Genomic DNA, 13,894 nt, shown 5'->3' with positions numbered 1-13,894 from the left:
TCCGCGCCACGAGGGAGTCGGTGATGCGGAAGTCGGAGATCTCGTGCCAGGGGAGCGCGCCCTGGCCCTCGGGCACGTAGGCGGGCACCTCACCCAGGACGCGGGGCGGCGCCTTCGCCGTCGTCTCGCCGGTGCGTGCCCGTTCCTTCTGCTGGGCCCGCCAGGCCGCCTGCTCCGGCGACGGTTCCCCCTCCGGTTCCGGTACCGCCGGCTTGGTCTCGCCGACCTTCACCGGCGGGACGGTGAAGGGCTCCTTGGGCTTGCCCCACACCGACGTCGGACCGGGGTCCGGCGGTGTCGGGGCCGCCAGCGCGGCTGTTGACGAGGCGGCGAGCGACAGGGCGACCAGCGTCGCCGCTAACCCGTAACGGGCTGATCTGTGAGCGGTTGTGTGGGCACGCCGATGGGGCGTGCCCCAGGCACGTCTGGACATGTCTTCCCCCCACGAGAAGAGTCGTCACAGTGACCGCAACGGCCACTGGAGGCGCACACGCTGCCACAACTTCTTCACAGAGAGCTGCGTTGTTCCCCCGAATTTGCTTCACATGCCAACCGGAATCAGACAAGTCCCTGACCGTCTGCGCTGGGGCAAACAGGCACGTCCGGACAGGCAACGCCTGGTAGTCGGCCGACTGGCCGAAGGAACCGAGCTAGCAGGCCTCATGGCAGGCAGCGTGAGGTCGACCGAAAGCGTTTGCGGCTATCGGCCTCGTGAAGTACCTGAGTGGCCTAGGACAGCGCTGTCTCGGTGCTGAGGCAAACCTCATCCACCGGCCGTAGGCCCACCGCCTGCCGCATCTGCGAGCTCTGCTCCGTCCAGCCGCCCGCTTCCTTGTGCGCTGATCGCTACCGGCGCCGGGGCCTCCGCCAGAAAGGCAGCGGGAGGGAAGAGTCCACCCCGCCCGGCGGCCGACCGCCAGAGAGGCTGCGACGGTGGCGTCGTCCATTCCGGTGATCGTGGCGATCTGGTCGATGCTTCAGACGCAGGGTGTCGTGGAGCAGCACAGTGCCTTCGGCCGGGGTGGGGGTGCGGCCGGTCGGGCAGGTGCAGGTGCAGGTGCATTCCGTGCGGTATGTAGTCATGGAAAACCGCGGTGTACCGTTCCTTTGTTACCCAGCTGTCCCTGAGCAGCGCCAGCGCCATGTCCTTGCGTGGTTGCCGGTGCCGCGACCAGTCCCGCCGCCCGGCTTGGGGCCGGGCGCCGGGCGCACTGGCTTTTCCGGAGCGTGGAGGTGCGGGGATGAGTGGTGCGGCGGGTTCGGTGAGCCCTCGTGAGCGGTTGGTGATGCTTCAGCGTCTGCTGGGTGAGGCGCTGGACCGGCTGGGCGCCGGGGCCTACGCCGTGGATGCCGACTGGACTCTCGTGGCCATGAACGCGCAGGCCGAGATGCTGCTGGGCCTCAGCGCGGACGATGCCCTGGGGCAGGACGCGCACGATCTTCTTCACCGGCAGGCCAACGGAATGCGCATGCCGCGCAGCCAGTGCTCGATCATGGAAGCCTTCATCGCCGGCCAGGTACGCCAGGAGGAGCAGGGCTTCTTCGCACGCGGGGACGGCTCACTGCTGCCGGCGTCCTGGCTGGTGACTCCCTTACGCTTCACCCACCAGGAGACCGGGGCACTGGTGGTCTTCCACGAGTACGATCCGGCCGGTGTCTGCCTGCCGGTGTCCACCATTCATGCGGGGCTGCTCCCCGAGCTGGAGCGGCTGGCGCTGCTGGCCGAGACCACCACGCAGCTGACGGCCACCCTGGATGTCAACGAGGCGCTGGACCGGCTGGTCCGGCTGGTCGTCCCCATGCTGGCCGACTGGGTGGTGGTCGACCTGATCACCGAGAGCGGCCATGTCCAGCGCACCCTCGTCGCCCACGATGACGAAGGGCGCATCACCCGCAGACAGGACCTGCAAGGGACTCTGCTCTCCGTCCCCGAGACCTCGCCGCTGCCGCTGTCCCGGGCGCTGCGCGGCGCCGGGTCCACCCTGGCGACCCCGCAGACGTATCAAGGCCCGCCCGACACCCACATCGCCACCGAACAGCGCAGACTCTTCGATGCCACCGGCATGCACTCCGCGGTCATCGCCCCCGTCCGCGGCCTGCGCGAGGTTCTCGGCGCACTCACCCTGGGCCGGTCCAAGCAGCCCGAGCCGTTCACCACCGCCGAGATCCCCCTGCTCGAAGACATCACCCGCCGCGCCGGCCTGGCGCTGGACAACGCCCGCCTCTACCAGCGCCAGCGCAAAGTCGCCGACACCATGCAGCGCCACCTGCTGCCCCAACTGCCCAGCGTCCCCGGCCTGGAGATGAACGCCCGCTACCTCTCAGCCCCCTACGCCTCGCAAGTGGGCGGCGACTGGTACGACGTCTTCCACTTGCCCGACCGGGCTCTTGCCCTGGTCATCGGCGATGTCGCCGGACACGATCTGGACGCCGCAGCCGGCATGGCCCAGCTGCGCAACATCCTGCGTGCCTACGCATGGTCCCAGCAAGAACCGCCGAGCGTCATCGTCGACCGCTTCGACCGGGCCCTGCCCCACATCACCGACGTCGGCATGGCGACGATGATCCTAGGCAGGCTCCAACTCCAGAGCGGCGGACAGTGGCATCTGCACTGGACGAACGCAGGCCACCCGCCTCCCCTGCTGGTCACCCACGACGGCCAGGCCCGCTACCTCACCAGCGGACACGGCATCCTGCTCGGCGCCCAGGCAGGCATCCGCCGCACCGACGCCACCAGCACACTGCCGCCCCTGTCGACACTGGTCCTCTACACCGACGGACTGATCGAGTCCCCCGGCCACTCCATCGACGACGGACTGCAACGACTGCGCCGCCACGCCGCACACCTCGCCCACCACCCGCTGGAGAGCTTCACCGACGCCCTGATGGAAGCCCGGCCTTCCGACAACGACGACGACGTAGCCGTGCTCACCCTCCGCGTACCTCCGGTCGCGGCCCCCTCAACCTGAACCGCGTCGTCTTCGGATGATCCGAAGGAAACGGCCTAGTTGAACGGGGCTTCCCCAATTGGGGTAGTCCCGCGGGTTTTCGGCTCAGCGCCTGCCGCGCCCGTGACCCGCAGGCCACTGCATGCCGTCGGCAGGAGAGAGGTCGAGGCGTGCGCGGTGGAAGCGTGCGGGGTGTCTCCAGCGACCGAAGGCGTCGCGGGCGACATCGAGGCCGACTTCTACCACCGGCTCTGGTTGCACCGGCGTGGTGTTGAGGGTGTCGCGGCTTCTCCATCCGGCGGAGAACGTGCGGCCCGCCCAGGGATGTCCGGGACGGGTCGCGGCCAGCAGTGCGCCGACGGTGGCGCCTGCTGAGCTGGGCAGGGTGGTGGTGCGGCCAGTGTACCGCAGGCGCCCACTGTCGTCGTACGTTCGAGGAGCAGTATGCGCGGGGCGGTTACGGGGCCGGTGACGGCGTCCACAATGGCTCCACCGGTCTCGTCACCTGTACTTGCCCCCCCCCCCGCACGAAGGGGCGGTTAGGGGTCCCGGATCTCGAGTGGCCGGCCAGAGCTGGTTGGAGCACACGGGTTACGACGGTTCGGAGATGCGGGGCATGCCGGGCATTGCAGCAGACCTGGGCCCCTTCGACACGGGACCCAGGCCCAGCACTGGCTTTCCGGTAAGACAGCTGGGGTCAGCAGGTATTGGTGACGCCGCCCGTGTCATCGCCATTGAGCAGACCGCCCCAGATCCACTCACTGTCGGAGAGTTTGACCCACTTGTCATGGGCGACGCCGTTGGCACTGACCCAGCCACCGTGTTTCCAGCAGAGACCGTAGGAGGTAAATCCGCTGCCTACCGCGTAGTTGATGTCGTAGTCGGTAGACGGCCCGTACCTGACGTTCCCGTTGATCCACGTCGAGACCCAGCCGCCCTGGACGGTCACGTCCTGAGTCTTCGCCGTGGAAGCCGGTTCGGGACCCGAGGCAGCAGCCGGAGCCACCATGCAAGTAGTCACCAGCACCCCCGCTCCCGTGATCACTGCGATCCTTGCTATGACCTGACGGTATTTTACGGGCATCCGTTCCCCTCCAAAGCGGTACCCCAGACTGAATCCGGTTGGATCAGCCACACAGTCATCCATGATGTCGTATGGCAATTCCCTCCACTTCTACTTTTCAGGCTAACTCCGGCAGCATGAATCAGGCCGCTCGTTTAAAGGTAGGCGAAATAGGGAATGCAAGCCTTCCATTCAGTGTGCCGGGCCCGATCCCAACTGCGGGGCGCAGTGCGGTGACCCGCCTTTCCCACCAGTGCCGGTCGATGCGCGCCCGCAGGGTGTCAGCTAGCAGGTAGCTGACCTGGTCGCGGATGCAGGAAATGATGTTGTGCGACGATCCGCGGCCACAGGCGCGGGTCAGACCTGTGGCCCGCTGCTCGGCCCAGTCGACCTGCTGGCGATGTCGTTCCGCCGGGTCAGTCGTCCCACCGCGGCCGGATGGACCCAGGCCGGCCGCCACGCCAGCCGGGCGGCGGAGAGCGCGTCCTCGCCCGGGCCGCGGTCGGCTTGATGCCGGACACGGTAGCGAGCACAGGTCTCCTCCAGAGTGCGCGGGCCCGCACGGCGGCCCAGGGCCCGGTCGATGACGTGCGGGTCGATGAGCGGACCAGTCACCGCCAGACCCTTTCCGAGATGCCGCCGCATCTCCCGGTCCAGCACGGTCAGAGCCGGGCAAGGTCAAAGCCGATCATTGGACACCCCGGGCCACGCAGCTGGTAGGGGTGGGCTTTGTGTGGCCGGTTGCGGAGCCTTTGGGGCGTCCGCCGCCGTTGCCCTGGCCGGGCTCATCGTCCCGGCGTTGGCGGAGCCTCAGCCCTGAGACGAGCGGGGCGAATTTTGTAGGCTGGCAGCGCATTCCGGCGTCTTCGCCGCCGCGGTGCTGGTCAAGGGGCCGGTGGTGAACCCGGCGTGCGCTGCGTGGCGTGATCACCTCACGCCGCGGTCACCGGTCCCCGCGACCTGGCGGGCGGAGCGGGATGAGTTGGTGGGGTACTTGCGGATGGCGGTGCGCGGCATCCAGCGCTATCTGGCAAACAGCCCGCGCCCTGATGCGCGTCCGCGTGAGGGCAGCCGGGCGAGCGATGCCGCGCTCAACCCGGATACGACGCGAGGGATGCGCCTGGTGTTGGCGCTCGTACAGTTCCTCGTACCGGTCGGGGGCGTTCTGCTTGAACTTGCGATGCGGGGGTGGCACCACCCGGCCGCCGCTCTGCGCGCCCAGGTCCTGGTAGTCGGCGTCGGCGAGGATTTCGGGCACAGGCACGTCGGTCGGGAACCCCACCAGCCCCGACTGGCGGGCGTGGTGGGTTGAGATTGGAACCATCTGCCCTGATGGTGGCCCAGTCGCAGCCGCGGTTGACGCCGTCACAGTTGCCCCCCCGTGCCCGTCGCCGCCCGGCCGATACGGGCATGCATGACAACCGCTGACCCTGAAATCAGGGGTGGTGTATTCACGTGCGTTCCAGCCGGTGAGACGACTGTCGTGTGCTGGCGCGTGAGCACCCCCATATGGTTATCTGGCTCCATGACCTTGCTCGTGACCCGCCGCCACGTTGACTACGGGCGTGTCACCACCATGGGTTGTCCTGCCGTGAGCTGAGTCCGCGCTCCGGCACTGAACAGATCTTTTCCCACCGCACAGGGCTGACCGCTGCCCGGGTTCCCGGGCGCGACAGACAGTCCTGTGGTTCTTTCGCGCCTCTCCCCTCTCCCCTCTCCGTATCAGGGGACAACTCCGCAAAACGAGGGCAACTCCGCCATCCGCGCAAGGGAGTACCACCATGAGCCAGCCCGTCGACTCCGTCACCGCCGGCCACACCCCTGAGGAGCCGTCCGCCCGGCCCGACACCTCGGCCTGGTCGTTCGAGACCAAGCAGGTCCACGCCGGGGCAGTGCCCGACCCGACGACCGGAGCCAGGGCGACGCCGATCTACCAGACGACGTCGTTCGTGTTCCGGGACACCCAGCACGCCGCCGACCTGTTCGCGCTGGCCGAGCCCGGCAACATCTACACCCGTATCCACAACCCCACCCAGGACGTCTTCGAGCAGCGCGTCGCGGCGCTGGAGGGCGGGGTCGCGGCCGTGGCGCTCTCCTCCGGGCAGGCGGCGCAGACCCTGGCGATCCTGACACTGGCGGGCTCCGGCGACCACATCGTCTCCAGTACGTCGCTGTACGGCGGCACGTACAACCTGTTTCGGCACACGCTGCCGAGGCTCGGCGTCACGGTGTCCTTCGTGGACGACCCGGACGACCTCGACGCGTGGCGGGCGGCCATCCGGCCGGACACCAAGGCCCTGTTCGCGGAGACGCTCGGCAATCCCCGTGGCGACGTGCTCGACGTACGAGGGGTCGCGGCCGTGGCGCACGCTGCCGGATTGCCGTTGATCGTGGACAACACCATCCCGACCCCCTATCTGCTGCGGCCCATCGAGCACGGTGCGGACATCGTCGTCCACTCGGCGACCAAGTTCCTCGGCGGGCACGGCGCGGCCATCGCGGGCGTGGTCGTGGACGGCGGAACCTTCGACTTCGGGGCGCACGCCGAGCGGTTCCCGGGCTTCACCGAGCCCGACCCCAGCTACCACGGGCTGCGGTACTGGGCCGCGCTGGGTCCGGGGGCGTTCGCCGTCAAGCTTCGCGTGCAACTGCTGCGCGACCTCGGCCCCGCTCTCTCCCCGCACTCCGCCTTCCTGCTCCTGCAAGGCGTCGAGACACTCAGTCTGCGGATCGAACGGCACTCCACCAACGCACGCGCCCTTGCTGAGTGGCTGGAGCAGCGGGACGAGGTCGCCGCTGTGCACTATCCGGGCCTCAAGTCCAGTAAGTGGTACGAGGCGGGGCAGAAGTATCTGCCGAACGGTGCCGGCGCCGTGGTCTCCTTCGAGCTGCGGGACGGTGCCGAGGCGGGCAAGCGGTTCGTGGACGCCGTGGAGCTCTTCAGCCACCTCGCCAATATCGGTGACGTGCGCAGCCTCATCATCCACCCGGCGTCCACCACGCACAGCCAGCTCGACGAGGAGGAACTGGCGGCCACCGGCACCTCCCCCGGCCTGGTGCGCCTGTCGGTCGGCATCGAGAACCTCGCCGACCTCAAGGCGGACCTGGAGGCAGGGTTCCGCGCGGCGAAGGCCGCGTCCTGAACACCGCACCGGCACCGTCCGAGGTCCCCCTCCCGCCGGCCTCCGGCGCCTGGCGGGAGGGGGACCCGCCCGGGCGTCGCCAGTGGTACGAGCGTGACGCACCGCTTCCCCTGGAAGCCGGTGGTGAACTCCCGGGCGTGCGGCTGGCGTTCGAGACGTGGGGGCGGCTCGCTCCTGACCGGTCCAACGCGGTCCTTGTCCTGCACGCCCTGACCGGCGACAGCCACGTGGTGGGCCCCGCCGCACCCGGGCACCCCACCCCCGGCTGGTGGGACGGGCTCGTCGGCCCCGGGCGCGCGCTGGACACGGACCGCTGGTTCGTCGTGGCTCCGAACGTGCTCGGCGGCTGCCAGGGCAGCACCGGTCCTGCGTCCTTCTCCCCGCAGGGACGCCACTGGGGCGGAGCCTTCCCCCACCTGACGCAACGTGACCAGGTCGCCGCCGAGGCAGGCCTCGCTGACTGGCTGGGCATCGACCGCTGGGCCCTGGTCGTAGGCGGTTCGATGGGGGGCATGCGGGCTCTGGAATGGGCCATCACGCATCCGGGGCGGACGCGGGCGCTCCTGCTGCTCGCCACAGCGGCCGCGGCGAGCGCGGAGCAGATCGCCTGGGCGAACATCCAGATCCACGCCATCCGCGGCGACCCCCACTGGCGCGGCGGCGACTACCACGACGCCGGGCCGGGACTGGGCCCGCACGCGGGACTCGGCCTGGCCCGTCGTCTCGCCCACGTCACCTACCGCAGCGAACGGGAGTTGCAGGCCCGCTTCGGCCGCACCCCGCAGGGCACGGAGGATCCCTGGAACGGCGGCCGGTACCAGGTCGAGTCCTATCTCGACCATCACGCCGCCAAGCTTGAGCGCCGCTTCGACGCGGGCAGCTACGTCACGCTGGCACAGGCCATGAACAGTCACGACGTCGGTCGCGGCCGAGGCGGTACGCGGGCCGCCCTGAGTCGTGTGACGGCTACGGCCCTCGTGGCGGGCGTCGACTCGGACCGCCTCTATCCGCTGCTCCAGCAGACGGAGCTGGCGGCCGGGCTCCCTCACGCGGATCACGTCCGGGTGATCGAATCCCCGTACGGCCACGACGGCTTCCTCATCGAAGGGGAACAAGTCGCCGCACTCGTGGGCGAACTCATCGGCTAGTATTGCAACGGTGCTTGCCGTGACTGCCGACCGGGTCGGGCTCACATGGTGAACAAGTTCTGCACTCATCGGGTAGGAGACGTGGCCGCGGTCGGATGGACCCTCTCCACTACCGCCCGGACGGGACTGGTCATCCCGCACCGCCATCGCGGCGCGGACCAAGAACTACAGGCGTCGGCTCACCGCGGGCAAGCTGACCCGCGAAGCGGCGTACGAGCTGTTCCGCGAGGCGGCGTACGAGCTGTGGGACGCGGCCACCTGGCAGCCGCCCACCTGGCGGCCGCCGACATGAGCTACCGGTGAACGAGCCGACGCACGCCAGCCCTGAGGTCATTTCGCCCGTCGGCGGGCCCGCTTCACCTCGCGGTCGACAGCCCAGGCGTCAGCGACCGGCCCGAGGTGGCCGAGCTTGTCGGGGTTGATCACCGAGCGGATGGTCTGGATCTGCCCGTCCAGCACCTCGAGGGCCAAGGTGTGGAGCACCTTGCCGTCCCGGTCGCGGAAGATCGCTCCGGGCTGGCCGTTGACCTCGTGCGGTTCGAAGGTCACGTGGATCCGGGCCATCAGGGGGAGGACGGAGGCGAGCAGCCGCGCCACGTTCTCGGCGCCCATGACGGCCCTTGCGAGCTGCGGGGCCTTGCCACCGCCGTCCCCGACCATCGACACGTCGGCGGCGAGCAGATCCCGCAGGCCGACGACATCGCCCTCGCGGAGGGCGTCGAAGAATCGCTGCGCCAGTTCCTGCCGCTCCTGGCGGTCCGCCACGAACCGCGGCCGTCCGGCCTGCATGTGCCGCCGGGCCCGTACCAACAACTGTCGGCACGCCGCCTCCGACCGCTGCACCGCCGCGGCGACCTCGTCGAAGCCGAAGCCGAAGACCTCCCGCAGCACGAACACCGACCGCTCCAACGGGCTGAGCCGCTCCAGGAGCAGCAGCGCCGCCATTGACACGGAGTCGGCCAGCTCCGCCGAGCGTGCCGGATCCTGATAGGGATCGGTGAGCAGCGGCTCGGGGAACCACGGCCCGACGTACGCCTCCCGCCGCACCCGTGCGGAGCGCAGCACGTCGATCGAGATCCGCGTCACCGTGGCGGACAAGAAGGCCTTGGTCGACGTGGGCCGCGTCGCCGAGCCGTCGAAGCGCAGCCAGGTCTCCTGCACCGCGTCCTCGGCCTCTCCCACGCTGCCCAGAATCCGGTAGGCGATCGAGAACAGCAGCGGCCGCAGCTCCTGGAACTCCTCGACCTTGCTCACGCGACTCCCCCTCGCAGTCCTCCCGCCCGACCGTACTGGTCGGCGCGGGCATCTTTTGGTGATCTTCCGGTCCATCGGCGACGCAGAGCAAGGCCCCCGCGGGCCGGGAGCCCAGAGCCCACGGCCCGGGCCCCGGCCCGGGCCGGTTGCCGACGACTGCTCAGTGGAACTGCCCGACCTCGTAGTCGCCGGCCGGCTGCTGGGTGATGATGTTCAGCCGGTTCACCGTGTTCATGAGGGACACCAGGATCACCAGGGCGGTGAGCTGCTCCTCGTCGTAGTGCTCGGCGGCACGCGCCCAGACCTCGTCGCTGACCCCGCCGGCCGCGTCCGCGACCCGGGTCCCCTGCTCCGCCAGCTCCAGCGCGACGCGTTCGGCCTCGGTGAAGACCGTGGCCTCCCGCCACGCCGCCACCAGGTTCAGCCGCACCGGGGCCTCCCCGGCAGCGGCGGCCTCCTTGGTGTGCATGTCGATGCAGACGGCGCAGCCGTTGATCTGACTCACGCGCAGCGCCACCAACTCCCGCGTCGCGGCCGGCAGCGGGGATTCCTTGAGCGCCCTGCCCGCCGACACGAGGTGCTTGAGGGCCTTGTCGGGGTTCGGGCCGGCGAAGTAGTTCAGTCGCGCGTCCATCGTGTGCTCCTCCGTGGTCGTCCGTGGCTACAACCCCTGAGACGAGGTGGCTCCACGCCCTGTGACACGGACGTGTGTGACCCGCGTCTCCCTGGTGCCGGGGGGTTCGGAGGTGGATCGGCAGCCCTGAATCGCAGATGACCACCTGGTCGGTGCGCCCCGCCGGTGAGGACGGCGTTGGCGAGGGCTCGCCTGGTCGTGCAGAGTCCGACGATGCGGCGTTCGACCGTACAGAGTCCGGTGATGCGGCCTTCGACCGTGCCCTGGGCGAGCAGGCTGTGGACCTGGACGGGCCGGGTCCGGTCGATGCGGTAGGCGCGGTCGGCGACCTGTTCACGTCCTCCCATCGCGCGCTACCTGGGCGGTATCCACACACGGCGGCGGCCCGGCAACTACCGCTTCCGCTACGAGAGTTGCACCAACTACTGTACGGAACGATTCGGTCGGAATACCGGCAGTGGACAACAGTCCTTCGGTGACGCGTAAGAGCCCTCGCGCCCCTGCTGACTGCTGACTGCTGAAGAAGGCATCCGACAGACAACCGTAGGGAGGCAGGAAACATGAGCCGAACTCGCAAGATCGCCACGTCGGGCGTGACCACGCTTTCCGCCCTGGCCGCTTTGACCGCTCCCCTCCTCACAGCGGGCGCAGCCACGGCGGCTGCCCCGTGCGACTACCCCGCTCAACAGCTCGACCTGACCAACTGGAAGGTAACCCTGCCCACGGGGGCCGCGGAGTCGCCCACCGAGATCAAGCAGCCGGCGCTGGCCACCTTCTCCTCGGACCCTTGGTTCAGGGTGAACTCCGCCTGTACGGGCGTGCAGTTCCGCGCCGCCGTGAACGGAGTGACCACGTCGGGATCCAGCTACCCGCGCTCCGAACTGCGCGAGATGACCAATAACGGCACCTCGAACGCCGCATGGTCCGCCACCTCCGGTACGCACACCCTCACCTTCCGGGAGGCCTTCAACAAGCTCCCCGCCGACAAGCCGCAGGTCGTCGGCGCTCAGATCCACGACGGCAGCGACGACGTCACCACGTTCCGTCTGGAGGGCACCAATCTCTACATCACCAAGGGCGACGACAGTCATCACAAGCTGGTGACCAGTAACTACGCGCTGAACACCGTCTACGAGGGCAAGTTCGTCGTCAGCGGCGGCAAGATCATGGCCTACTACAACGGCGTCCTCCAGACGACCATCTCGCACACGGCGTCCGGAAACTATTTCAAGGCCGGCGCCTACACCCAGGCCAACTGCGGCAACTCCTCTCCGTGCGGCAGCTCCAACTACGGGCAGGTGAGCGTCTACAAGTTGCAGGTCGCCCATTCCTGAGTCGGTTCTGCAACCGCAACCCTCCCCGGTTCGGCACCCCCGACCCCGGCACCGGTGACTCCGGACCGGGTTCAGCCGGATCCACTGCGGCCACCATCGTCTGGGGCACCGTCGATACGGCCCTTGCCGGTCGGGGTCAGGCTCATGCAGGGGCCACGGCGAGTGTCCGTCTGATCGTGTGGCAGCCAAACCTCCAACTGCTTCGCGATGTCGCGATGAGTTCGGTCGCCTCTGTCAGTCTGTACGTGTGTCGTGCGGCTGGATGACCGCACGACAACCGGCAACTGTTACTTCGGAGAGAAGCTGATGTCCGACACCACCTGCCACATGTCGATGTCTCTCGACGGCTTCGTCGCAGGCCCCGAGCAGAGCCGAGACGATCCGCTGGGCAAGCGCGGCCAAGAGCTGCACGGCTGGCACATCGGCGACCCGCGCGCGACCGAGGCCGACAAGACGGCCAACAGCTGGCTGATGCGCCCGCGTGGCGCTTACGTCATGGGCCGAAACATGTTCGGGCCGATCCGAGGCGAGTGGAACGAGTCGTGGGAGGGATGGTGGGGCCCCGAGCCCCCGTACCACGCCCCGGCCTTCGTGCTCACTCGCTACGCCCACGAACCGATCAAGATGGAGGGAGGGACCACCTTCCACTTCGTCACCGAAGGCTTCGACGCCGCCTACGCGCAGGCGCTGGAAGCCGCCGACGGCAAGGGTGTGGACATCGCCGGTGGCGCTTCGACGGTTCGACAGGCACTCAAAGCCGGCGTGATCGACGAACTCACCCTCGACATCGCACCCGTTCTACTCGGCAGCGGCGAGCGCATTTTCGACGGCGTCGAGACCTTCGATTTCGAGCCCATCGAGGTGCTCCACTCACCGCTGACCACGCATATCCGCTACCGCAAACGCGACGCCCGCTGAGCGGCAACTGGGCCCTCGCGCAGTTCGATTGCGGATCCCACAACGAACAGTCGGCTTCTTGAGTGACCGGGGACGGCGACCTTTGCGGTCGCCGTCCTTTTGGCGGGCACCTGGGCACCGGTAGGAGGACAACGTCCTGGCCAGCATCTTTGAACAAGAGTGAAGTCACCTCGTCGTCCATGGGCCCGCCTGACGAGTCTCTCGGGCAGGCCTCTCAGATGCCCGACGGACAGGACAGGCGTCGGACAGTCGAAAAGCGAGCGAGAACAGCACCGGCACAGGATCGCCGTCGGTCCGGCGGGCCAGCAGGTCCTGTAACAGTCGCATCAGCAGCACACTCTTGCCCGATCCCGGCTCTCCCAGGATGACCAGCCGGCGGGTGGGGACTCGATCGGTGAACATCTCGCCGATCGCAGCGCCCTGGCCAGCCAACCCTGAGGCATCCTGAGGCCAGCGGGCCGGGTCGCCGGGTGGCCCACCCGGCCATGATCGAGCCAACTCTCTTAGATGCGGCCAGTGTTCTTGCAGCTCACTGTCCGCGGGCTGCCAAGCCACCGGAAGCGGGTAGGGGTCGTTGATCCGCCGCACCGCGGCCTCGGCATCCCATTGGTTACGCAACGCCAACGCCAGTTGCCCGGCAGCCTCCTCCAACACGGACCGGCTGGTCACCGGACGCCTGTGCCACAACTGCCACAAGACCACAGCGGCGGGAGGCACTCCCAGGAGTGCGGCCAACGAACTGACCACGCTTGCGGTCTGGTCCGCCCTTTCGAGCGGGCCGGTACACAGGTAGATGATCACCCCGAGCATGAGCGCGAGGAAAAGAGCTGCCCCTGACCACTTCAGCACCCGATTACGCTCCTGATCATCATGGCACCGCCAAATCGTGAGCTAGTCGTTCAGCGTCCGTCCGTTGCCAGGCCGGGTTCCGGCGGCGCTCGCAGGGGGTGCAACCACCGCTGGCAGACGGCGAAGGTGACGGTCGCTGCCGGGTCGTCATACCGGACGGCTTCGATGAGTTCGAAGAGCTCACCATTCCGGTGCACGAGGTCTTCTAGGGGGTTGGCGTCCGGTGGCATCCATGGTGCCATCCTGCTTGACGGCTCCGGCGTCGGACAGGGGTGACTTTCCGTCAGCTCGCAGTCCCGGGGACACGTCGAGGTTTGGTGCCTAGCTGGTGGTGAGTGTGGCGGCTGTATGTCTCGCCGGTCGCAAGGATTCGGCCCATGTCATGGCAGAGGGCCGGGCGGCAGTTCTTCGAGTCCGACGGTCGGCCGGGCCCGGCCTTGGACGGTTTCGGCGCACGAGCGGGAGAGCCGACTGTCCTGCACGCGCACCGAGACCCTCAACTCCCGGCCCTAGGGCGCCCCTTCGCTCGAAAAACCGATGGCCCGCCACCCGCTACGACCTGGGCAAGACCGTGAGATGACCCGAGAGCATCATCGAACGCAG

General features: G+C 68.5%; 12 protein-coding genes. 5 read left to right on the top strand and 7 right to left on the bottom strand.

Annotation, left to right across the window (positions count from 1 at the left end; all coding sequences use genetic code 11):
* The coding region (locus ACH4DX_RS26355; RefSeq protein WP_398156978.1) for a hypothetical protein at nt 1-232 on the bottom strand (232 nt) is incomplete at its 3' end.
* Nucleotides 233-1,286: 1,054 nt separating this feature from the next.
* On the opposite strand from ACH4DX_RS26355, the gene ACH4DX_RS26350 reads away from it, so the two are divergent.
* Entirely contained in the window at nt 1,287-2,969 is a 1,683-nt protein-coding gene (locus ACH4DX_RS26350; protein WP_398156977.1) for a SpoIIE family protein phosphatase, read from the top strand.
* Between the two features lie 676 nt (nt 2,970-3,645).
* On the opposite strand, the gene ACH4DX_RS26345 is transcribed toward ACH4DX_RS26350, so the two are convergent.
* The 3 genes from ACH4DX_RS26345 to ACH4DX_RS26335 form a co-directional block, all read right to left on the bottom strand.
* Nucleotides 3,646-3,897, bottom strand: a complete 252-nt coding sequence (locus tag ACH4DX_RS26345) for a hypothetical protein (protein ID WP_398115149.1) — start codon at nt 3,895-3,897, stop codon at nt 3,646-3,648.
* Nucleotides 3,898-4,368: 471 nt separating this feature from the next.
* Nucleotides 4,369-4,626, bottom strand: coding sequence for a hypothetical protein (locus ACH4DX_RS26340; protein WP_398156976.1), 258 nt, complete (start codon nt 4,624-4,626; stop codon nt 4,369-4,371).
* 328 nt (nt 4,627-4,954) lie between these two features.
* A complete protein-coding gene (locus ACH4DX_RS26335) occupies nt 4,955-5,269 on the bottom strand; it encodes a hypothetical protein (protein ID WP_398156975.1) in 315 nt (104 codons plus the stop codon).
* Nucleotides 5,270-5,792: 523 nt separating this feature from the next.
* Between ACH4DX_RS26335 and ACH4DX_RS26330 the strand changes: the two genes are divergently transcribed.
* Nucleotides 5,793-7,154: a bifunctional o-acetylhomoserine/o-acetylserine sulfhydrylase gene (locus ACH4DX_RS26330; protein ID WP_398156974.1), complete on the top strand. Its 1,362-nt coding sequence runs from the start codon at nt 5,793-5,795 to the stop codon at nt 7,152-7,154.
* Nucleotides 7,151-8,302, top strand: coding sequence for a homoserine O-acetyltransferase (locus ACH4DX_RS26325; RefSeq protein ID WP_398116087.1), 1,152 nt, complete (start codon nt 7,151-7,153; stop codon nt 8,300-8,302). The genes ACH4DX_RS26330 and ACH4DX_RS26325 overlap by 4 nt, the downstream gene beginning before the upstream one ends.
* 330 nt (nt 8,303-8,632) lie before the next feature.
* Here the strand turns inward: ACH4DX_RS26325 and ACH4DX_RS26320 are convergent, their stop codons facing one another.
* Nucleotides 8,633-9,556, bottom strand: coding sequence for an RNA polymerase sigma-70 factor (locus tag ACH4DX_RS26320; protein ID WP_398115154.1), 924 nt, complete (start codon nt 9,554-9,556; stop codon nt 8,633-8,635).
* 160 nt (nt 9,557-9,716) lie between these two features.
* Entirely contained in the window at nt 9,717-10,190 is a 474-nt protein-coding gene (locus ACH4DX_RS26315) for a carboxymuconolactone decarboxylase family protein (protein ID WP_398115156.1), read from the bottom strand.
* 560 nt (nt 10,191-10,750) lie between these two features.
* Here ACH4DX_RS26315 and ACH4DX_RS26310 point away from each other — a divergent pair.
* Both ACH4DX_RS26310 and ACH4DX_RS26305 read left to right on the top strand, forming a co-directional pair.
* Entirely contained in the window at nt 10,751-11,524 is a 774-nt protein-coding gene (locus ACH4DX_RS26310) for a polysaccharide lyase family 7 protein (protein WP_398156973.1), read from the top strand.
* Nucleotides 11,525-11,830: 306 nt separating this feature from the next.
* Nucleotides 11,831-12,442: a dihydrofolate reductase family protein gene (locus ACH4DX_RS26305; protein WP_398156972.1), complete on the top strand. Its 612-nt coding sequence runs from the start codon at nt 11,831-11,833 to the stop codon at nt 12,440-12,442.
* A gap of 165 nt (nt 12,443-12,607) precedes the next feature.
* Here ACH4DX_RS26305 and ACH4DX_RS26300 read toward each other — a convergent pair whose 3' ends face one another.
* A complete protein-coding gene (locus ACH4DX_RS26300; RefSeq protein WP_398156971.1) occupies nt 12,608-13,252 on the bottom strand; it encodes a hypothetical protein in 645 nt (214 codons plus the stop codon).
* Nucleotides 13,253-13,894 lie beyond the last annotated feature (642 nt).

Source organism: Streptomyces sp. NPDC017940 (assembly GCF_044328435.1).
Classification (GTDB): domain Bacteria; phylum Actinomycetota; class Actinomycetes; order Streptomycetales; family Streptomycetaceae; genus Streptomyces.
This window is presented reverse-complemented; position numbering and strand designations above follow the sequence as displayed.